Source organism: Ruminococcus sp. AF31-8BH (assembly GCF_003460605.1).
GTDB classification, from domain to species: domain Bacteria; phylum Bacillota; class Clostridia; order Lachnospirales; family Lachnospiraceae; genus Blautia_A; species Blautia_A acetigignens.
In genome coordinates this window covers 275,515-295,913 of record NZ_QTVN01000002.1, presented here as the reverse complement: position 1 = coordinate 295,913, position 20,399 = coordinate 275,515, and the positions used below count along the sequence as shown (strand labels likewise).

17 protein-coding genes and 1 riboswitch are annotated in these 20,399 nt (G+C 48.3%); of the genes, 1 reads left to right on the top strand and 16 read right to left on the bottom strand.

The features are described from left to right. Positions 1-5 precede the first annotated feature (5 nt). From DWZ38_RS03980 to DWZ38_RS03905, 16 genes are all read right to left on the bottom strand, one after another. Positions 6-1,199: an ABC transporter substrate-binding protein gene (locus DWZ38_RS03980; RefSeq protein ID WP_117850243.1), complete on the bottom strand. Its 1,194-nt coding sequence runs from the start codon at positions 1,197-1,199 to the stop codon at positions 6-8. A 16-nt stretch (positions 1,200-1,215) separates the two neighbouring features. Continuing rightward, positions 1,216-4,605: a hypothetical protein gene (locus DWZ38_RS03975; protein WP_117850241.1), complete on the bottom strand. Its 3,390-nt coding sequence runs from the start codon at positions 4,603-4,605 to the stop codon at positions 1,216-1,218. 202 nt (positions 4,606-4,807) lie between these two features. Then, positions 4,808-5,006: riboswitch (cobalamin riboswitch) on the bottom strand. A 156-nt stretch (positions 5,007-5,162) separates the two neighbouring features. Then, positions 5,163-6,593: a VanW family protein gene (locus DWZ38_RS03970; RefSeq protein WP_117850239.1), complete on the bottom strand. Its 1,431-nt coding sequence runs from the start codon at positions 6,591-6,593 to the stop codon at positions 5,163-5,165. Positions 6,594-6,621: 28 nt separating this feature from the next. Next, positions 6,622-6,960 (bottom strand): phosphoribosyl-AMP cyclohydrolase, encoded by a 339-nt coding sequence (hisI, locus tag DWZ38_RS03965; protein WP_021926939.1) that lies wholly within the window; start codon positions 6,958-6,960, stop codon positions 6,622-6,624. 15 nt (positions 6,961-6,975) lie between these two features. Further along, positions 6,976-7,563, bottom strand: a complete 588-nt coding sequence (hisB, locus tag DWZ38_RS03960) for an imidazoleglycerol-phosphate dehydratase HisB (protein ID WP_021926940.1) — start codon at positions 7,561-7,563, stop codon at positions 6,976-6,978. Then, complete coding sequence (gene hisD, locus DWZ38_RS03955) at positions 7,560-8,873, bottom strand: histidinol dehydrogenase (RefSeq protein WP_021926941.1); 1,314 nt, start codon at positions 8,871-8,873, stop codon at positions 7,560-7,562. The genes hisB and hisD overlap by 4 nt, the downstream gene beginning before the upstream one ends. A 73-nt stretch (positions 8,874-8,946) precedes the next feature. Then, positions 8,947-9,582 (bottom strand): ATP phosphoribosyltransferase, encoded by a 636-nt coding sequence (gene hisG, locus DWZ38_RS03950; RefSeq protein WP_021926942.1) that lies wholly within the window; start codon positions 9,580-9,582, stop codon positions 8,947-8,949. Continuing rightward, positions 9,579-10,715, bottom strand: coding sequence for an ATP phosphoribosyltransferase regulatory subunit (gene hisZ, locus DWZ38_RS03945; RefSeq protein WP_021926943.1), 1,137 nt, complete (start codon positions 10,713-10,715; stop codon positions 9,579-9,581). Before hisZ ends, hisG begins: the two co-directional genes overlap by 4 nt. 303 nt (positions 10,716-11,018) lie before the next feature. Further along, positions 11,019-11,549: a Holliday junction resolvase RecU gene (locus DWZ38_RS03940; RefSeq protein WP_117850236.1), complete on the bottom strand. Its 531-nt coding sequence runs from the start codon at positions 11,547-11,549 to the stop codon at positions 11,019-11,021. Between the two features lie 2 nt (positions 11,550-11,551). Beyond that, positions 11,552-12,121 (bottom strand): signal peptidase I, encoded by a 570-nt coding sequence (gene lepB / locus DWZ38_RS03935; RefSeq protein WP_021926945.1) that lies wholly within the window; start codon positions 12,119-12,121, stop codon positions 11,552-11,554. Then, complete coding sequence (locus DWZ38_RS03930) at positions 12,105-13,103, bottom strand: RluA family pseudouridine synthase (protein ID WP_021926946.1); 999 nt, start codon at positions 13,101-13,103, stop codon at positions 12,105-12,107. Before DWZ38_RS03930 ends, lepB begins: the two co-directional genes overlap by 17 nt. A gap of 11 nt (positions 13,104-13,114) precedes the next feature. Next, positions 13,115-13,726, bottom strand: coding sequence for a hypothetical protein (locus DWZ38_RS03925; RefSeq protein ID WP_021926947.1), 612 nt, complete (start codon positions 13,724-13,726; stop codon positions 13,115-13,117). Between the two features lie 10 nt (positions 13,727-13,736). Continuing rightward, complete coding sequence (locus tag DWZ38_RS03920) at positions 13,737-15,647, bottom strand: YgiQ family radical SAM protein (RefSeq protein WP_117850234.1); 1,911 nt, start codon at positions 15,645-15,647, stop codon at positions 13,737-13,739. Between the two features lie 41 nt (positions 15,648-15,688). Further along, entirely contained in the window at positions 15,689-16,534 is an 846-nt protein-coding gene (locus DWZ38_RS03915; RefSeq protein WP_117850232.1) for a GTP pyrophosphokinase family protein, read from the bottom strand. 142 nt (positions 16,535-16,676) lie between these two features. Then, positions 16,677-17,510, bottom strand: coding sequence for a M23 family metallopeptidase (locus DWZ38_RS03910; protein WP_243000140.1), 834 nt, complete (start codon positions 17,508-17,510; stop codon positions 16,677-16,679). Positions 17,511-17,717: 207 nt separating this feature from the next. Then, positions 17,718-19,169: an aminoacyl-histidine dipeptidase gene (locus DWZ38_RS03905; RefSeq protein ID WP_117850229.1), complete on the bottom strand. Its 1,452-nt coding sequence runs from the start codon at positions 19,167-19,169 to the stop codon at positions 17,718-17,720. A gap of 269 nt (positions 19,170-19,438) precedes the next feature. Between DWZ38_RS03905 and DWZ38_RS03900 the strand changes: the two genes are divergently transcribed. Then, a complete protein-coding gene (locus DWZ38_RS03900; RefSeq protein ID WP_117850227.1) occupies positions 19,439-20,362 on the top strand; it encodes a nucleoside recognition domain-containing protein in 924 nt (307 codons plus the stop codon). Positions 20,363-20,399: the final 37 nt, after the last annotated feature.

Sequence of the window (20,399 nt, the reverse complement as noted above, 5' to 3'; positions counted from 1 at the left end):
AAAAATCAGTTCAATTTGTGCAGGAAGGTCATATCCTCCTCGCTGCCGCCTGTGAGCATCAGGTTAAAATCATTGATCAGCTCGCCGATGGTATCCGTATGCTGATACATGGAATTATCGGTGATCCATACATTTCCATCCTTTACTGCCTTGAAATCAGCCAGAAGACTGTCCTTAGCCAGAAGGTCGTCAAGGCTCTTTACAGAGGCATCAATGCTGGTATTGTAGATCAGATAATCTGCATCCACAGCAGTGTTGTAAAACTCTTCCATTGTGATGGAAACAGAGGTTTTGCCGCTGTCATCCTGAAGGTCTGCAAATACATTTCGCCCGCCTGCAATGTCGATCATGCTGGAAATGTAATCTTTGGGATTTCGGACAACCGGGGAACCGCTGGTGTTGATATAGAAAAATGCCACGGTTTTCTCTGTGTTGGTGAAATCCTTTAATTTCTCAATGATCTGCGCCTGACTGTCAAAGAAAGCGGCTGCTTCCTCTTCCTTGTTCATCATAGCTCCGTAAAGCTTGATCCACTCCGTACGGCCAAGGGGCTGGCTTTCATAGCTGGAACGGTCGATAAATACCGGAATTCCAAGGGTTTCGATCATCTCCTGTACCTTTGGTGCATGGAGGATCATGGTAGATTCAATTGCAAGATCACAGTCCTCTCCTACCAGAAGCTCATAATCCGGTTCATCATATTTGCCTGCGAAGGTCATGTCACCGGAATTAATGGCATCTGCAGCTGACTGGATATACCAGCCGGAAGCATCCAGTCCGGATAATTTGATGGAACCTACCGCGCCGATGGCATCAAACAATGCCATTGGGGAAGTGGCTGCCATGTAGATGGTATCCAATGGCTGCTGGAGAACCTGAATGCTGTCATCCAGACCATCCGGTGCCTCCATTCCTTCCGGTACTACAAGGTACTGTGCATCATCATGGACATCCAGAAGCTTATAGCCATCATTATAGTAATACACATCAAAGCATTCTGCAAAGGACAGCTCCATGGTGGACTGGTAAGTAAGTCCCGGAAGGTCTGGTGCTGTATGGTCAGAGGAAGTGTCCACGGAAGCATCTGTTTCAGATACTTCCGTATTTTCTTCTGCCCATACAGGAGTTACTGCTGTAAAAGTCATCACAGCTGCTGCAAAAATGCCAAGAATCCGGTATTTCAGCTTTTTATCGTACATAGTTTTCTCCTGTGGCTTATGCCTCTTCATCTGTTTCAGTGAAAATTGCCTGGAATGCTTTTGTCCATTCTGCTTTTGCATCCTCATCCTCTTCGTCTGCAGAACGGTCAATAATAAACGGAATCTTCAGGGTTGCATACTTCGCTGCCATATCCTTCAGTGCTTCCAGCTTTTCTTCTGTTTCTGTTTCCTCTGCCGGAAGAATATCGGATGGAAGGATGGCAAGATTGCACTGGCTCTTAACAAGCTCTTTATAGTCGGTGTCATCGTATTTGCCTGCGAAGGATACAGAGCCATTCTCTAATGCTGCAGTGAGACTGTCAGAGGTTACCTCGTCTTTTTCCAGGCCAAGGCTGGTGATCTTGTCAGTAAGACCAAGCTCATCCAGGAGGTTAAGGGCACCCTCAGATGCAACGTAAACGCTTTCAACCGGTTTTTGGATCAGGATTACGTCTTTATCAAGACCTGCAGGGATCACTGCACCTTCCGGCACGATCAGGTATTTGATAACATTGCCTGTGTAAAGCTTCTCAGAAGCGGATGCATCTTTATCTTCTGCCGCTGTGGATTCCTTAGAATCTGCAGTTTCCGGTTTTCTTGCAGTGTCTGCGGTCATGTCAACCTCAAACAGGGTGATGCCTTTTGCATAGTTATACAGTTTAAAGTATTTTGCATGCTCAAGCTTGGTTTCATCCTTGTACTCAAGACCTGTGATCTCCGGTGCACTTTCATCCAGCTTCTTGTTTCCTGTGGAAAGCATACTGTTCTCATCTGCCGGATTTTCCTTGTCTGTTTTTTTCGGATCGCTTGCACCCTTTAATGCAGCATAAATGGTGTAAGTAATCTCATGAGCCTGAGACATTCTGGTGGTCATACCGATGATGGTATTGTTCTGGTTTAATGCAATCGGAATAGTAAAGGTGGAGATACCGCCTCCGCAGGATCCGTAATAGGTGTTGCCGTTTGCCTTTACATATCCGTAATATTCACTGCTGAATACAATTGTTGCATAGGCTTTTCCGCCGGTTACAGTAATCTTATTACAGGAAATACTTACCTTACCGGTACCGCCGGACCAGGAGAAGCTGTCTGGTGTGTAGGTTCCGTCTGCCAGTGTGGTGGAGCTGTTTACAGAGGAAGTTCCGCCGCTAAGGTCAGAGTCGTACTTGGACTCCTTGTCAGGATTTGCATCTGGTGTAGGAGTTGGAGTCGGTGTTTCGGTTGGGATTGGAGTGCCTGTTGGAGCAACACTTGGTGTTGGTGTGGCATCCGGTTTCTGGGTGTCGTCTTTGATCTCACCAATCTTATTTAAGGTAGCAGACTCAAAGGTCAGGGTTCTGTCATACCAGCTCTGGGTTCTGTGGGAAAATGCAGCAACTGCAAGTCCTTTGTCCAGGGATGTTACCGGAATCTCATAGGTATATTTGCCGTTTGCATTTACGGAATATGGAACCCATTTGGAGGAATCTGCTTTTGCAGCCTGCTCACTGGTTCCCACATAGAGATAATCGTATCCGGTACCGCTTAAGGTAAGGACTGCGGTCATTTTTCCGTTTTTGGAAGTGAGGGTGCAGTCTACTACGCGGAACATGGTGGAACTGGAAGTTACATTTACATTGTAGATTCCGTTGTCACATGTGCCGGATGGAATCTTGGTTGGCTCTGGTGTGGAAGTTGGCTCTGGAGTCGCGGTCGGAGCCAGAGTCTCACTTGGAGCCGGGGTAGCGGTTGGTTCCGGTGTTACCTCTGGCTCTTCGCCATATCCTGGAACTGCCGGAACACTGATGGTAAGAATGCCTTTTTCATACCAGTGCTGGCTCTTTTTGGAGTGCGGAACGACTGCAAGAGTGGTCACATCCTTGCTTGCCGGGATTTCGAAAGTGTATGTATAACCTCCTGCAGCATTTTCTTCGCCGCGAACGGCTTTGGTCTCTTTATCTGCATCGCTGGAACTTCCGAAGTAGATCATGTCATAATTCTGCTTCTCTGTGGAAAGAGTTACGATATATTTGTCACCCTCTAATTTTACAGTGGAACCAGTGATCACGAACATGGCAAATTCGTTGCCGTCTTCTTTTACCAGCTTAATACCTGCGTCCTTAATCTCGTTGTCTGGGGAATCCGGTGTAGCGGTTGGCTCCGGGGTCTCGCCTGGAGTAGGAGTTACGGTTGGTTCTGGTGTTACCTCTGGCTCCTGGCCGTATCCTGGAACTGCCGGAATTGTAATGGTAAGGATTCCTTTTTCATACCAGTGCTGGCTCTTCTTGGAATGAGGTACTACAGAAACAGTCTGTGTCTCCTTGCTTGCAGGAACTTCGAAAGTGTATGTATAGCCGCCTGCTGCATTCTCTACGCCGTGGACAGCTTTTGTCTCTTTATCTGCATCGCTGGAACTTCCGAAGTAAATCATGTCATAGTTCTGCTTCTCTGTGGAAAGGGTTACGATGTATTTGTCGCCCTCTAATTTTACAGTAGAACCAGTGATCACGAACATGGCAAATTCGTTGCCGTCTTCTTTTACCAGCTTGATGCCAGCGTCCTTGATCTCGTTGTCAGAGGCTGCCGGAGTCTCGGTTGGAATTGGTGTGGCGGTAGGCTCTGGAGTTGCGGTTGGCTCCGGAGTTGCGGTTGGTTCTGGTGTGGCAGTTGGTTCCGGGGCTTTCATTCCTGGAACGTTCAGCTTCAGATCCTGGGTCGTATACCATGCATTATTTTTTACAGAATGGGGAACCAGATAAATGGTCTGAGCTTCTGCCTTTGCATCAATTTCGAAAACGAAGGTATATCCGGTTTCTGTCTCTGTTCCTGCGATTGCATTGGCATCCATCACAGATGCAGCATCTTCTTTATGTCCAAGGTAAATCTTATTGTAGTTCTTTCCGTTAGAAGTCAGGGTTATTTTAATTTTATCACCCTTTAATTCTGCAGAGGAGCTTGCAATTTTGAACATTTTGTAAGCAGTATCATCTGCTTTATCAATGGTCATGTTTGAGCCGTCTTCTTTTAAATCCTCTGGCATGGTATAAGTGGCAATCCCATTGCCGGAAGCTTCTTCTGCAGCCGGAGCTTCTGTTACAGCTGCGTCTTCTGCTGGCTGAGCAGCAGTCTCTTCTTTGGCATCCTCTGTCTGTGCTGGCGCTTCTGTAACAGAAACCTCAGCAGTTTCTGTCTGCTCCGGAGTCTCTGTAGGTGCCGTGGTCTCTTCCGGAGCAGTTGTTTCTGCCTTCTCTTCCTGTGCAGGAGCAGTCTCCTCTTTCGGAGCTTCTGTCACAACAGCTTCTTCCGCCGGAGTTACCGTAACCTGTACGCCTGTACTCTCACTTTCTGCCTGTGTAAGGGCAGCCGGAGTGACGGTCATTGCCACAGAAAGAAACAGTGCCAGAAAGCGTTTTGAATTTCTTTTCATTTTTCTCCCTCGATTCTTTTATGGTTATCTTCTGGTATTGTTGCCTGAATAAATCAAAGACTGCCTCAGAGTATTCGGAAAATTCCAGAAAACTCTTCTAATGCAAAAAAATGCCCGCTCCCATAAGGGAACAGGCACCAGAAATCAATATATCCCATAGTCGAAATATATGCTACATGAGAATGAAGTGCTTTCCTCGGAAGCTTTCATTAACGAATTCAGCAGGTTTCCTGACTTACAGATCAATACGAAATCCAGCCTTCTCAGCAACGCATTGCCAATGGCATCTTCGGATTTCATTCCCTGTTTACAGTGACCGGATCGCTCAGGATTTGCACCTGATTCCCTCTTAGCCAGCAGATTCTTTTTTCTGCAAAGGCACTGAAAACGGATTTATTCAATTCATTTCATTATAGCAGACTATTATACTGAAATCAATAGGCTGCCAAGGCACTTTCTACCTGACAGCCTACAATTTGTTACTGTTCACTCCGTGCCCAGTAACTACAATTTAACATATATTTTAAATTATTGTGCGGGAAATACGCAACATCGCTTTACTGTTTATACTGACTATACCCAACCTCTTCTGTGCGGAGCAGGTTTCCCGCCTCATCATACACGCTGCGGTAGGTTTTGCAGGTGTTGGGATCGGAATGTTCGGTGGTGATTTCTACGGTATTGTTGTTCTCCTTTGTCCCGTAGAGGGATACGGTTACGGACTCTTCCGCCTCGTCATAAACGGCAGAGATCTTAATGGGATAAGAGGTATTGTTCTGGAAGCGGAAATCCTGGCTTCCGTAAACAACTGCTGCATCCAGTCCGTCATCCACATAGTCAATACGCGCTGCATGGTTATGGCGTTCTACGATGGAAAGATCCGCCTGCAGGCACGCCATAAACAAGGTGGTGGACACCTGGCAGATTCCGCCGCCGATATCCTGGGCGTGCTCGCCGCCTACGATTACCGTCGCTTCCTTATAGCCCCGCTCTTCTGTTCTGGGACCTAAGGTATCATTGTAGGAAAAAGTCTGTCCCGGCTGCAGTTCCACCCCATCGCATGCTTCTACTGCAAGCTTCAGATTGGTGATCCGGTTCTTGGTACCGCCGCCGTAAGTGGTATAGGTTCCAAGGAGGTTCAGATAAGGCAGAGCCTCAATTTCCTCCGTGGAAACCTCCGGCAAAGTAATCTCAAGAGGAATGGTGATCACAAGCCCCTCTCTTGCCCGGTCAAGCCGGTTCTGCGCAGCTTCCACATCAAAGGAAATGCCCGTCACAGCAGGAATGATCTCATTATTCTCTCCCAGGGAAGCATCGGTTGCTTCTGTATGTACCTGCTCATAATAAGCTTCCATGTCAAATTCTTCCGGCGCAGTCTCCACGGTAGGGCATTCAATCACCGCTTCGTAATCTTCCCGGGAAATGGCACTTAAGATTTCTTTTTTCAGAGCATTCAGATCCGGCCCCATTCCGGTGATTCCTTTGGTGATCACAAGGCTGGTATCTGTGAGCTCACAGGAGGTCTGGATGGTAGTAGAACCATTCTGGATCCCGGCTTCCTCCAGCACCGCATCTAAGTCATCCTGATTGCGCACAGTAGGCAGAAGAGTCAACTCTTCCTTCGTCTTGCTGTTCATAAGCTGGATACGGTCAGTTCCGTGAGTAATCCAGGAACCATGTCCAAGGGAATAGGCACTTGCCACAACGGCTTTCGCATCTATGCTCAGCGCCGGATAAATGGACACCTGAAATTCCTGTCCGTTCAGAGTGACCGTCATCTGCTTGTCCTGATAATTTTTCTGGAAATCCTCTGTAATGGCGATGATGGCTTCCTCTTCAGTCATTCCCTGGATGGCAATGCCGTTTACTTTCAGCTTTGTCCAGATCACATTGTCTGTAAGGAAATGGCACCACAGACAGTATGCGCCCACAAGAAGCACGAAGAAGATCAGAACCTTGATCAGGGTGTTTTTCATTTGTTTGTTCATATGATAGTTTTACCTTTGGCTTACTTTTTTAGAGCAGCGGGGTAAAAAAACATGTCCTGTTTCCAGTATGACACGCAGCACCTACCTGCTCCACTTTTGCCAAGATTGTATCATTATCACAGTCAATAGTCAATGATTTCACGTACTGAACATGGCCGGAGGTAAGTCCTTTGGTCCACAGCTCGTTTCGGCTGCGGCTCCAGTAGGTCATTTTTCCCAGTTTCAAAGTGGTAAGATAGGCCTCTTCATTCATATAGGCAAGCATCAGAACCTGGTCTGTCTTGTAATCCTGGACAATGACCGGAACCATGCCGTCACTGTTCAGCTTGAAATCAGACCAGGACAGTTTGCTTTTTAAATTTTCCATGTAAAAATACTCCTTTTACAAGCTTCCCTTTGTGGAAAGCACGTCTGTAATGCGGGGGTCAAACGCTACCGCCATGTCCAGGGCTTTGGCGAAGCTTTTGAACATAGCTTCTGCCATATGGTGGTTATTTCCCGGGGTAAGAACCTTAATGTGAAGATTCATGGACGCAGTGTAGGAAACCGCATAAAAAAATTCCTTTACCATTTCTGTGGACATATCGCCAATCTTTTCGCTTGTGAACTCTCCGTCAAAGGAAAGATAGGGACGTCCTCCAAGATCCACTGCGCAGAGCACCAGGCACTCATCCATAGGAAGAATGCAGCTTCCGTAGCGGCGGATTCCCTTCTTGTCTCCCACTGCTTCTTTAATGGCAGTGCCAAGGACGATTCCCGTGTCCTCGATGGTGTGGTGATCGTCCACCTGAAGATCCCCTTTCACCTTCACATCCAGGTCAAACAGTCCGTGGCGGGCAAAGCCGTCCAGCATGTGGTCAAAAAATCCTACACCAGTGTCCAGGCTGCTTTTGCCGCTTCCGTCCAATCCCAGCTTTAGGGAAATCTGGGTTTCTTTTGTGTTTCGTGTTACCTGGGCCTCTCTTGTCATGGCTCCTCCTTTTTGTCCTCATCCTCAAAACGGACTGCAATGGAATTTGCATGTGCGGTCAGCTGCTCGGAGGTGGCAAACTGGATGATATCCTTGTGGATTTCTTTCAGTGCAGATCTGGAATAATATACAATGCTGGATTTCTTAATAAAATCATCCACAGAAAGTGCGGAGAAGAATTTGGCAGTTCCGTTGGTTGGAAGTACGTGGTTCGGCCCTGCAAAATAATCGCCCAGGGGCTCGGAGCTGTACTCACCGATAAAGATAGCGCCTGCGTTTCGCACCTTCATCATCACCTCGAAGGCATTCTTGGTCACGATCTCCATATGCTCGGATGCGATCTCATTAGCCGCATCAATGGCTTCATCCATATCCTCTGCAATGAGAATGTATCCGAAATTCTCCAGGGATTTCTCAATGATCTCTCTTCTGGAGAGAACCTTCAGATAGCCATCAATCTCTTTCTCCACATTCTGCGCCAGCTCAGTGCTGGTGGTAATGAGGATTGCAGAAGCCATTTCGTCGTGCTCTGCCTGGGAAAGAAGGTCAGCTGCAACATAGTGTGGGTTGGCTGTCTCATCTGCAAGAACCAGGATCTCACTTGGTCCTGCGATGGAGTCAATGCTGACATGGCCGTAAACAGCTTTCTTTGCCAGTGCTACGAAAATATTTCCAGGTCCTACGATCTTGTCTACTTTCGGGATGCTGGCAGTACCGTAGGCAAGTGCGCCGATGGCCTGCGCGCCGCCCACCTTGTAGATCTCGTCAGCGCCGGCTTCCTTGGCTGCAACCAGTGTGGATGGATTCACCTTACCATCTTTTCCCGGAGGGGTGGTCATTACAATGTGGGGCACTCCTGCAACCTTGGCAGGCACAATGTTCATAAGAACGGAAGAAGGATAAACTGCCTTTCCTCCTGGAACGTAAACGCCTACACGGTTCAGAGGAGTTACCTTCTGGCCCAGCATGGTGCCGTTCTCTGTGCTTGTAAACCAGCTGTTCTGGCGCTGTTTCTCGTGGTAGCTGCGGATGTTTACAAGAGCCTTGCGGATGACTTCCAGTAAGGAGGCGTCCACTGCTTCATAGGCCTCCTGGATTTCCGCTTCGGTTACACGGATGGTGTCTGCGGTAACCTCTACCTTATCAAATTCCTTTGTATAGGAGAACAGGGCTTCGTCTCCTTTTTCCTTCACATTGGCAAGAATGTCTGCAACAGCTGCTTCAAATTTGCCATAATTGTTTGGGCTTCTTTTTAACAGATTTTCCAGAATATCTTTTGTAGATTCCTTTGTTAATCTTACTGTACGCATTTTACTTCGTCTCTCTTTCTGTCTGTAACTGACTTTCCAATATGATCATATCGCTGGCCTGCGACTTTTTTCTTTAAATCACTTCTCTCAGCTCTTCGATCAGCTTGCTGATCCGCTCATTTTCCATTTTCATGCTTACCTGGTTCACTACCATTCTGGCAGAAAGAGGGCAAACCTCCTCCAGAACCTTCAGGCCGTTCTCACGAAGGGTGCTTCCGGTCTCCACAATGTCCACGATCACCTCGGAAAGCCCTACAATAGGAGCAAGCTCAATGGAACCGTTCAGTTTAATGATCTCAACCGTCTGGTGCTTTTTGTTATAGAAATAATCCTTGGCAATATTTGGATACTTGGTTGCCACGCGGATGAGCTGGTTGGATGCAAGAAGGGGCTTTGCGCTCTCCGGTCCGCACACGCACATGCGGCAGGCACCAAAGCCAAGGTCCATCACCTCATAAAGCTTCCGTCCCTCTTCTAATATGGTATCCTTGCCTACGATTCCAATATCCGCTGCGCCGTATTCCACATAGGTGGGCACATCCGGTCCCTTTGCAAGGAAAAAACGCATTTTCAGTTCTTCGTTTACAAAGATCAGTTTACGGGAGTCTTTGTCTTTCATCTCCTCACAGGTGATTCCTGTTTTTTCCAGCAGAGCAAGGGTCTTGTCTGCAAGTCTTCCCTTGGTAAGGGCAAAAGTCAGATATCTCATAATTCCACCTCACATACCTTCGTTACTTTCTCCGGGCGAAGGGCTACGTTCTTGCCCTGAGCGCGAAGTTCTTTGGCTTCCTTGATTGCCTGGATCCGGTTCTCCTTGCGGTAAGTGATCACGGTCACGTCATCCGGGTCTTCCATTTCCAGCTTCTGTCTGGAAAGTGCCATAAGAAGGTTGTCTACCACAATGGCAAATCCAATGGAAGCTGCCGGCTTACCGAAATGCTTCATCAGCTGGTTGTAGCGGCCTCCCTTGATCAGAGGCTCTCCTGTGCCGTAGGTGTAAGCCTGGAAAATAATTCCGGTATAATAATGATATTTGCTGAGCATGGCAAAATCAAAGGTAATATACTTCTCATAACCATAAACCTTAAGAAGCTCATAAATTTCTTCTAAGCGTGCCACTGCCTTTAAAGCCTGCGGGTTATCGGTCAGGGCTTTGGCCTTCTCAAGAACCTCTGCGGAACCGAACATCTGAGGAAGCTGGGAAAGAACCTTCGCAAGGGATTTGTCCATCTTCTTGCTCTTAACAAGCTCTTCCACGCCGAAATAATTCTTCTGGGAAATCAGTTCCCGAAGCTCTTCTTCCTCTTCCTGGCTCATTCCGGTCTGGGCAAAAATGGCCTTATAGTAATCTACTTGGCCTACGCTTACCTGGAATTCTGTCAGACCAGCAGTCAGAAGGCACTCTACAGTCATGGCGAGAATCTCTGCATCTGCCTCCGGGGAATCATCTCCCATGCGCTCCACGCCCATCTGTGTGGTCTCTTTGAGTCTGCCGCGGAAGCTGGAATTGTTGATGAAGGTGTTGCCTGTGTAGCAAAGGCTTACCACTTCCTTCTCCGGGTTAAAATAGGTGGCACAGGCTCTGGATACGGACGGGGTGAAGTCCGGGCGAAGCACCAGGGTATTGCCCTCTCTGTCAAAAAATTTATAAAGATCCCTGGAGGGAATGGTTCCCACTTCCTTGCTGAATACTTCGAAATATTCAAAGGTGGGAGTCTCTATATCTTCAAATCCATACTGATGGAATACGTGGTGAAGCTTCTCCTGAAGCCTGCGCTTTCGGCTGCATTCCTGACTGTAAATGTCCCGTACTCCTTCCGGCGTATGAAAAATCCTCTGCATATCATATTCCTCCATGTTGTTTCTTAGTTGTAACTGCGATAATGCCACAGTTCTTCTTTGTTTTCTTTTGTGGTGGATAACAGGGAAAATCGATTGTCAGTTCCCGATGTTTTCGTAGTTTGTTAATCTATAAACACTTTACTACGCTACCACGATAATACAAAATCAATGTTGATTATAGTAGAATCAAGTGAGAATGTCAAGATATTGTTTCGTCCCGTTACCGGCAGGTCGTGCCGATGTTACCTATGAACAGTAACGCCGATGTTACTGTTCACGATCTGTCCGGTAACTTTATTGGAATTATCGTCTCTCCAGATCCAGCTTAATCCCCTCCAGATAAGGCACCAGCACCCCGCCCTTTTTCGGCAGGTAAAATTCTTCGGTCAGTTCTTCCTTCCGGAAACTCTTTCGCCCGCCCTCTTCCATCCTTTTCCAGAAGCCCATCAGCTCCCGGAAGGTCAGATAGTAGAATTCATTTAAATGACTGAAAAATATAAGAAAAAATGCCACGCCATTCTGTTTTTCAAAGTCCTCCATAAATTTCACCTGATGGGGGTGGATATTTGCCAGAGGAAACGTCTGGGCGCTGCATTCTTTTGCGTCAAAGCAGACAGGGATTCCCTGTACTGCACCTATGTAGTCAACGGTACTTCGCTGGTCAAAATACGCCAGGGTGATATGGCGGCTGTCCTTGTCCATGCGTACCGGAGTAATCGGGGTAGGAATCTTCTGCACAAGGGCAAGTCCCTTTTCCCGGTATTGTTCGTTGGTTCTGTTTACCAGGTCCTCCAGGGTAGAACCCCGGAGGCCTCGGCTGTTCCATGTGGACATGGTTACGGCTCCTCGTAGCCAAGAAGCTTGATGGACGGATAATATCTTACAATTGCTTTTCCCACAATCTGGTCAAACCGCACGAAGGTGTTGGTCCAGAAACGGGAATCCTTGGAATTGTTCCGGTTGTCTCCCAGCATAAAATAGCAGTTGTCGGGAACAGTATAGGGCCCGTAGCTGCCTCGCATTTTCTCCGGGATAAAGGAGTCATCAAGAGGCGTCTCAGATCCGTCGATGTACACCTTTCCGTCCTTGATCTCAACGGTTTCTCCCGGAAGACCGATCACACGCTTAATGAAAAGCTGGCTCTCGTCATCCGGATACTTGAAGATTACAATGTCAAAACGTTCCGGATCTTTGGTCTTCTTGGAAATCTCATGTCCGAACAGATCCAGGTTGATTCCGTAAGCAAGACGGAAGCCGAAAATACGGTCTCCGGTCATAATTGTTTTCTCCATGGACTCAGAAGGAATTTTCGCGTTGATCAGTACCACATTGTTGACCACCAGGACCACTGCCACTACAATGATGATCATTTTTACATAGTCCCATACTTCATGCCAGATTTTCATATGATTTATTCTCCTCTACGTGTTCCTCTTTCAGGATATTTTGAAACTGCCGGGGCAAAGGTGCTGTAAATTCTCTGCCGGACAGATAGGAAAGCCGCCCGGGAATTTCCGGGATCTCCAGTCTGTATGCATGGAGCAGCTGGGATTTCAGGCCATATTTCTTACGGTACTCCTCGTTAAAGGCGCGGGAGCCGTACTTGTAATCTCCCACAAGAGGGTGGCCGGTTCCAGAAAGGTGGGCCCTGATCTGATGGGTCCGTCCTGTGATCAGCTCCACCTCAAGAAGGGTGACGCTTCCGTTATCCCCAAGGGGACGGTATCTGGTCTCAATGGGAAGTGCTCCAGGGGTTTCTTTTTCCTGTACTGTTACTTTATTACATTTTTCGTCTTTATGCAAATAACCTTTGATATATTTTTCGTTTTTTATGACGCCCTTTACCAGACAGCGGTAAAACTTGTGAAGGCTTCTGTCGTGGAAAAGGCCAGAGAGCTCCTGCAGCCCGGCAAGGGTTTTGCCCGCTGCCACAATTCCGCTGGTATTTCGGTCCAGGCGGTTGCACACGGACGGGCGGAAGGTGTGAAGGGAAGCTTCTGTCACAGCTCCCTCCTCTAAGAGATATCCGGTGAGGTATTCCACCATGGACGGCTCCTTATCATCCGCAGGCTGGGAAAGCATGCCTGCAGGCTTGTTGATGAGAAGCACATTTTCGTCCTCGTATACAATCTCAAGCTTCTGGTGCGCCCTTGCCACCTTTTCCTCACTGCCGGAAAATTTTTCAAAGGTTTCATCGGAAAGGAACAGCTTCACATGGTCGCCGGAAGAAAGCTTCTCATTGCCTGTGGCTTTCCCTCCGTTTAAGGTGATGTTCTTCTTGCGGAGCATTTTGTAAAAAAAGCTTTTGGGCGCTTCCCGAAGAAGCTTCCCAAGATACTTGTCAAAACGCTGTCCCGCTTCGTTTTCGTTAATGATAAATTCTTTCATGGGAGTCCCCTTTAAATGCAAAGATTCAGGATCACATGTTTTACCATATCATCTCTTGTAAAGTCCGGATATCTGGGATCCGGGGTGAATTTAAGCCCTTCTTCTAAGGAATCCTTGTGGGCGTTCATGGAATCCAGGCGCTCCAGAAACGGCCGGAGCTCGCTAAGGATCTTCACATCTACCTTGTAGCCGTTCTTGCGCACAAGCTTCTGGGCCTCTTCTGCCATAAAACCTGTGTCAGCCTTGGGATCGCTGGTGTAGCCCACCACTGTATTGCCGCACACGGCGATGGCGTCGATGGCACATTTCTTCTCGTAGAAAGTCATGTACATCTCATATGCCATCACAAGGTCTCCCTGATGGGCATGGATCTTCTTGTATACAGCAGGGTTCACAGGCTTGGCAAGCATGACCATGATCACGTCTACCACAGCCTTGCAGCCGGGAAGGGAGCCCACCAGGGCAATGATGGTCCAGATGGTGTTCCTTGTGCCAAGGTAGATCCACATGCTGATAAAAATAAATAAGGGTACGCCAAGCAAAATGGCAGCAATGATGATCCTGCGCTTCCGCTCACGCTTCAGATACCCGAATTCTCCTTTGTTTGTCTGCATTAATTTCATGAAAACACTCCTATTTCTGCTTTTTTCTTGTGTGGTTATTACGGATGGTTTTCTTTCTGCCGAAAGAGACATGTCCCTGCTGGTGCCCGAAACGGGATTTCTCACCGGATGCTTTCTCATGTCCCTCTCTGATTGGACGGATCAGGCACTTCTCTCCATAGCCTACCAGGTCCATGCGCCCTGCAATCTTCAATCCCTCCAGAACCAGCTCCCGGTTGGCAGGATTCTTATACTGCATAAGGGCACGCTGAATGGATTTCTCATGGGCGTTCTTAGGCACGTAAACCTTCTCCCCGGTAAGGGGATGGATTCCGGTGTAATACATGCAAGTGGACAAGGTGGACGGGGTGGGATAAAAATCCTGTACCTGTTCCGGGGTAAATCCAAGATCCCGCACATATTCTGCCAGCTTTACCGCCTCCTTCATGGTACAGCCAGGATGAGAGGACATAAAATAGGGAACTGCAAACTGCTGCAGCCCGGCGCTTTTGGTAGCCTTGTCAAATTCCTTCAGGAACTTCTGGTAAACCTCATGGGAAGGCTTGCCCATGTATTTCAGAACCTGGTCAGAAACATGCTCCGGTGCCACGCGAAGCTGTCCGCTTACGTGATACCGTGCAAGCTCATTGAGAAAGGTCTTGTCCGGGTCTGCAAGAACGTAGTCAAAACGCACGCCGGAACGGACGAATACTTTCTTTACTTTAGGAACAGCACGGAGCTTCCGAAGCAGGGAAACGTAATCCTTATGGTCTGCGGTCAGATTCTTGCAGGGCGTTGGGAAAAGACAGTGCCGGTTCTTGCACACGCCCTTGGTCAGCTGTTTCTGACAGGATGGCTGGCGGAAATCTGCGGTAGGTCCGCCTACATCATGAATATAACCCTTGAAATCCTTATCCTGGGTCATATGAAACGCTTCTTTGAGAATGGATTCATGGCTTCTGGTCTGCAGGATCCTTCCCTGATGGAAGGTGAGGGCGCAGAAGCTGCAGCTTCCAAAACAGCCCCGGTTGCTGGTGAGGCTGAATTTGATCTCCTCCAATGCAGGAATGCCGCCGTCCTTCTCGTACATGGGGTGATACTGCCCGGTATAGGGAAGGTCGTACACATCGTCCATCTCATCCTGGGTAAGGGGAAGAGCTGGAGGATTCTGGATCACATAGCCTTTGTTTCCGTAGGACTCTGCCATGGTGGCTGCTGTGAATGGGTCTGTGTTCTGATACTGGATGGCAAAGCTTCTGGCATAGGCCATTTTGTCCTCTTTCACTTCCTCGAAGGAAGGAAGAACAACAGGCTGGTAGGTGCGGGAAAGGTCTTTACACTTGTACACCGTTCCTGCCACATAAGTGATCTCCTCCACAGGAATGCCGCTGTCCAGGGCTTCTGCAATCTCGATAATGGAGTGCTCGCCCATTCCGTAGGAAATCAGATCTGCGCCAGAATCCATAAGAATGCTGTGCTTCACTTTATTTTCCCAGTAGTCGTAGTGGGCCATTCGCCTTAAGCTGGCTTCAATCCCGCCGAGAATAATGGGTGTCTTCTTATAGGTCTGGCGGATCAGGTTGCTGTATACGATCACGGCGCGGTCCGGGCGAAGTCCCATCTTCCCGCCGGGGGAATAGGAATCCTTCTGGCGATGCTTGCGGGCAACGGTGTAGTGGTTCACCATGGAATCCATGTTGCCTGCGCTGACCAGAAAGCCAAGACGGGGCTCCCCAAGCACGGTGACGCTTTCTTTTTTGCGCCAGTCCGGCTGAGGAATGATGCCCACCTTGTACCCCCGGCTCTCCAGAAGACGGCTGATAATGGCGCTTCCAAAGGAAGAATGGTCCACATATGCATCTCCTGTCACGTAGACAAAATCAAGCTGGTCCCAGCCGCGCTCTTCCATATCTTTTTGGTTAACAGGTAAAAATTGTGACATTGATTCTTTTCTCCTATGTATGGTCAAAATCCGGCAGGGCGTCAGGAAATGCATCCTTTCCCAGGCTGGTGACCGCCGATGTCATGGTAGACAGCCTGGGCCCGGTAGCCCTCTGCGATAATGTCAAGCTGTCTGTGGAAGCGCTCCAGCTGCTTCAGATCCTTGGTATGGAAAACCCGAAGGAATTCGGTCTGGATCTTGGTCACTTCTCTCTCGCTGGATACGCGGTAAAGATTCTCTATATTATTGAGAATATCCTTCACAAGGTTGGACTGCATCTGGGAAGAATTCTGTGCATCCATGATCTCATTACGCACAGAGGACATCTCCTGGTCCAGAAGGATAATGGCGTCTGCCGCATTGGTCAGGCGCTCTGCAACATGGGGAGGCATGTCCCCTTTGTACTTGTACTGAAGGGAATGCTCGATGGTGGCCCAGAAGTCCATTGCCATGGTGCGGATCTGAATCTCCGCCTGAAGCTTCCTGGGGCCGTTTAAGGTTTCCACTGTATAATAAATGATCAGGTGAAGGCTTCTGTAGCCGCTCTGCTTCACATGCTTCAGATAGTTCTTCTCACTTTTGATGGTCATGTCAGAACGGTTCTGGATCAGGGAGGCGACTGTCTCAATATCTTCCTCAAACTGGCAGATAATGCGGATTCCGGCAATGTCTTCCACTTCCTCTTCCATGCGCTCCATGGGAATATGCTTGCGCTGCATTTTCTCCAGGATGCTGGCCACGCTTTTCACGCGGCCGCTTACCTGCTCGATGGGGGAATACAGATCATTTTCTCTGTGTTCGCTGATAATGTGTTCAAATTTGACGATCAGTTCCTTGACCGCCAGTTCGTAGGGGCATAAAATGCTTCTCCATAACTGTATTTCCATATAAATCGCTCCTTACAAAACGAATGCCCCCGAATTGCAGGAGCTGCTTTACAGCGAAGCAATTCGCGGATATCAGGGCGCGGGAAAATATCTTCCCCGGCACTATTGAGTTATTATAACATATATTTCGAAAAATTTGTTATCAATACGTGTATTTTTTCGCTTTTTTCTCCATAGCCTGTAAAACATAGTAGGGATTTACGCCAAGCTCCTCTCCCGCCTGGGTATCTATATAGATTCCAAGATGAAGATGCACCTGGAATTTCCCGGCGGTTCCTTCCTCTCCGTATCCGGTATCGCCCATATATCCCAGGATCTGGCCCGCTTTTACCGGTTCCCCGATCTGAAAATTTTTCTCATAGGAAGCAAGGTGAGCGTAATAAAAATAGCCGCCGTGGGAAGCACGTATGCCGATCCGATACCCGCCAAGAGGAAGCCATCCGATTTTTGCCACAGTTCCAGAAGTCATGGAGATCACTGGATAAAATCCGGATTCTGAAATCCTGCCAAAAAGATCACAGCCCTCGTGGGTGCGGCTGCCGCCATAATCCCGCCTGGCGCCAAAGGTGTTTTCATAGGAAATCTCTTCCTGAATGTCCGTCCCGGTCCGGGCGGGAATGGGGAAGGTTTCCAGGTCGTTCCAGATGGCGCTGTAGCAGTCTTTCAAAAAAAGATACTCGTCCTGTTTAAAGCGAAGATAGGGGCAGTTGTCGCCGGAAATCTTTTTGGGGTAAAACCTTTGGTTCAGCATAGTGGCAGTAAGAAGATCGGCAAATTCTCCATCCGTGTAATTTCCTGCTTCCAATTGCTGGTAAAGCAAGGGCAAAAGTGCCTGTTCACGGAAGCTTTCTGTAAAACAGGTGTCCGTGTGCAGCAGGGATGCCCTGCTCCTTTGCTGAATAAAATTCTGAAGCGCAGTTACCGCAAACAAAAGAAACAGAAGAAGGATCAGCTGTTTTCCGGTCTTTCTTTTCATGGCATTTCCTCTCTTAGATATGGGAAAATGTGGGGCGATTTTTTTACCCTCAGATAATATATGTGGAAAAGGAAAAAGTAGAACAAAAAAACAGCTGCGGCGGAAAAATTTTTCCTGTGCAGCTGTTTTGAAATTGTCAGAATAATGATTCAATTGGAACTTTTTCGATGAGAATCAGTTGCAGGAAAGCGAATCTTTAAGGCTGATTCAATCTTTCAAATTTTTCAAAACTTCTATTAAATATTCCCACACCCGTTTCACAGAACCCATGTCCAGACGCTCCTCAGAGGTGTGGATATCCAGAATATCCGGGCCAAGGGAGGTGCAGTCAAGCCCTTCCATTCTCTCATAGAAAAGTCCGCATTCCAGTCCAGCGTGGATGGCAACTACTTTCAGTTCTTTGCCGTACAGGTCACGGTACACTTCTACCATCTTATCCCGAAGAGGGGAATCCTTGCGGTACTCCCAGGCCGGATAATCGCCCTCTGTGTCGTACTCTCCGCCCAGGAACTCTGTGAGATACTGGATCTTGTGGGAAAGGGCTTCCTTGGCTGTGCCTACAGCGCTTCGGATGCTGGTCTGTACAAACAGCTCATCTCCGTACAGTTTCAGGATTCCAGGGTTGCAGGAGGTCTCTACCAGCCCTTCAATGGTGCCGCTCATTTTTTTCACGCCAAAGGGCAGGTTCATCAGGTAGAAAATTACTTTCTCCTGGCTGGTTGGGTGAAGGACGGATGCGTCTGCTTCCCCTTCTTTTGTTACCTGGATGGTAATGTTTTCATCGGAGCCTGTGTATTCCTCCCGGAAATCCTTCTGCATTTTTTCTGCAAGAGAGGTAACTGCAGATACTTCCTCCGGCAGCACAAGAATGGAAGCCTGGCACTCTCTTGGAATGGCGTTGTCCTTCTGGCCGCCTTCTAACTCTGCAAGGGCATAGCCGCAGACCGCACCCAGCTCATAGAGGAACTGGCCCATGAGAATATTGGCGCTGGCACGGTTCTTGTCGATCTCCGCACCGGAATGGCCGCCTGTAAGGCCGCAGATCTTCACAGAAAGCTTTTCCCCGGATGCGTCCACACGCTGTACCGGAAGGTAAGAATTTCCGGAAACGCCGCCTGCACAGCTTACCCACAGACTGCCTTCGTTCTCAGAATCCAGGTTGATCATCCGTCTGCCCTTTAACACGCTGCAGTCGAAGCCGTCTGCGCCGAGAAGTCCGATTTCTTCATCTACTGTGAAAAGGACTTCCAGTGCAGGATGGGGAAGATCTGTGCTGTCAAGAATTGCCAGCCCGTAAGCCACTGCAATTCCGTCGTCACCGCCAAGTGTGGTTCCCTCTGCCGAGAGAAAATCACCGTCTACACGAAGCTTTAAGCCGTCTTTGGTAAAATCATGTTCTACCTCCGGGCGCTTTTCGCAGACCATGTCCATATGTCCCTGAAGGATCAGCACAGAGGCTTTTTCATAGCCTGGGGTGGCTGGTTTATAGATTACCACATTGTTCATGTCATCCTGCACGTAGTCAAAGTCGTGGTCTTTGGCGAATTTTACCAGATAATCACTGATCTGCTTGGTATTTCCGGAGCCGTGGGGAATGGCGCAGATTTCTTCAAAATAGTGGAATACCTTTTTCGGTTCATAGTTTTCTAATACTGGCATGTAAAATTACCTCCGTTTTCGTTTTTTAATGGAAAGTTTCGTTCTTTTTAGAATAAGATGTTAGTACGAAAGAACTGTCTGATTGCTGTTCACTGGCAGCGTTCCGCAAGGTGCTTTACTATGAAAGCCCCCAGACGGCAGCCAGGAACGAACCATGCCCCGCACGAGCGAATTCTTGGACATCGGGATGGTCGGCAGTTGTGGAAGCGCCCATAGGCGCAGTACAGCTGATTCAAGTGAACAACAACGTCAACATTTATGAGGTCAATATGAAAAAAAGAATCACAATTCTCACCATATGTCTGCTTCTGGCATTTCTTCTTGCATTCCCAAAGGAAGCACTGGCGGCTGCGCGGGAGGGACTGGGGCTTTGGCTGGACACCCTGCTTCCCACTCTTCTGCCCTTTTTGATCCTGACCGGGATCCTGCTTCGCACAGATGGAATTACAAGAATTGTACAACCAATCGCACCATTTTTCAAGGTGCTTACCGGACTTTCCGGAGAAGGAGCCTACGCCTTTGTTCTTGGCCTGCTCTGCGGCTATCCCATGGGTGCAAAGCTCACCGCCGACCTGTATCACGCCGGGAAAATCAGCCGCCAGGAATCGGAATACCTGCTGACCTTCTGCAACAATCCAAGTCCTGCCTTTCTTGTTACATATGTGGGCCAGATCTGTCTGGAGGGAAAAGTTCCGGTGGGATTTCTGGTCGGAATTCTGTTTCTTTCAGATATGACCTGCATGTGCTTTTTCCGCTTCTTCGTCTTTCGAAAAAAAAGCACGCCTGTTTTGGCAGACCTGGAATCTACAGAAAACAGGGCAGCCGCACAGGGAGGCATCCTCGATTCCGTGATCATGAACAGTTTTGAAACCATGGCAAAGCTGGGCGGCTACATCCTGATGTTTTCCATTATCTCCGCCTGCGTCAGCCATTTCTGGTTTCTGCCGCCTGGGGGCAAATATATTTTTTTTGGAATGATCGAGGTAACCACAGGCGTCCACAGGCTTTTGTTTTCTGGCTTTCCTTTCCGGCTGCGGGTTCTTCTTGCCCTTTGCATGAGTGCATTCGGCGGGCTTTGCATTGTGGCGCAGACAAAAAGCGTACTTGGAAAGGATCTCTCCCTTCGTCCATACGCTTCTGCAAAATGCCTGAACACAGCCATAACCGCTGTGCTTACCCTTCTCTTCTTATAAAACTGGCACAGCATATATGAGAATACGCTGTGCCAGA

Excerpts from the sequence above, each read along its gene's own strand:
- hisB (WP_021926940.1), bottom strand. The coding sequence starts at position 7,563 with ATGACAAGAGAGGCCCAGGTAACACGAAACACAAAAGAAACCCAGATT.
- hisD (WP_021926941.1), bottom strand. The coding sequence starts at position 8,873 with ATGCGTACAGTAAGATTAACAAAGGAATCTACAAAAGATATTCTGGAA.
- DWZ38_RS03925 (WP_021926947.1), bottom strand. The coding sequence starts at position 13,726 with ATGAAATTAATGCAGACAAACAAAGGAGAATTCGGGTATCTGAAGCGT.
- hisI (WP_021926939.1), bottom strand. The coding sequence starts at position 6,960 with ATGGAAAATTTAAAAAGCAAACTGTCCTGGTCTGATTTCAAGCTGAAC.
- DWZ38_RS03975 (WP_117850241.1), bottom strand. The coding sequence starts at position 4,605 with ATGAAAAGAAATTCAAAACGCTTTCTGGCACTGTTTCTTTCTGTGGCA.
- DWZ38_RS03930 (WP_021926946.1), bottom strand. The coding sequence starts at position 13,103 with ATGAAAGAATTTATCATTAACGAAAACGAAGCGGGACAGCGTTTTGAC.
- DWZ38_RS03920 (WP_117850234.1), bottom strand. The coding sequence starts at position 15,647 with ATGTCACAATTTTTACCTGTTAACCAAAAAGATATGGAAGAGCGCGGC.
- DWZ38_RS03980 (WP_117850243.1), bottom strand. The coding sequence starts at position 1,199 with ATGTACGATAAAAAGCTGAAATACCGGATTCTTGGCATTTTTGCAGCA.
- lepB (WP_021926945.1), bottom strand. The coding sequence starts at position 12,121 with ATGAAAATCTGGCATGAAGTATGGGACTATGTAAAAATGATCATCATT.
- DWZ38_RS03915 (WP_117850232.1), bottom strand. The coding sequence starts at position 16,534 with ATGGAAATACAGTTATGGAGAAGCATTTTATGCCCCTACGAACTGGCG.
- hisG (WP_021926942.1), bottom strand. The coding sequence starts at position 9,582 with ATGAGATATCTGACTTTTGCCCTTACCAAGGGAAGACTTGCAGACAAG.
- hisZ (WP_021926943.1), bottom strand. The coding sequence starts at position 10,715 with ATGCAGAGGATTTTTCATACGCCGGAAGGAGTACGGGACATTTACAGT.
- DWZ38_RS03905 (WP_117850229.1), bottom strand. The coding sequence starts at position 19,169 with ATGCCAGTATTAGAAAACTATGAACCGAAAAAGGTATTCCACTATTTT.
- DWZ38_RS03910 (WP_243000140.1), bottom strand. The coding sequence starts at position 17,510 with ATGAAAAGAAAGACCGGAAAACAGCTGATCCTTCTTCTGTTTCTTTTG.
- DWZ38_RS03940 (WP_117850236.1), bottom strand. The coding sequence starts at position 11,549 with ATGTCCACATGGAACAGCCGAGGCCTCCGGGGTTCTACCCTGGAGGAC.
- DWZ38_RS03970 (WP_117850239.1), bottom strand. The coding sequence starts at position 6,593 with ATGAACAAACAAATGAAAAACACCCTGATCAAGGTTCTGATCTTCTTC.
- DWZ38_RS03900 (WP_117850227.1), top strand. The coding sequence starts at position 19,439 with ATGAAAAAAAGAATCACAATTCTCACCATATGTCTGCTTCTGGCATTT.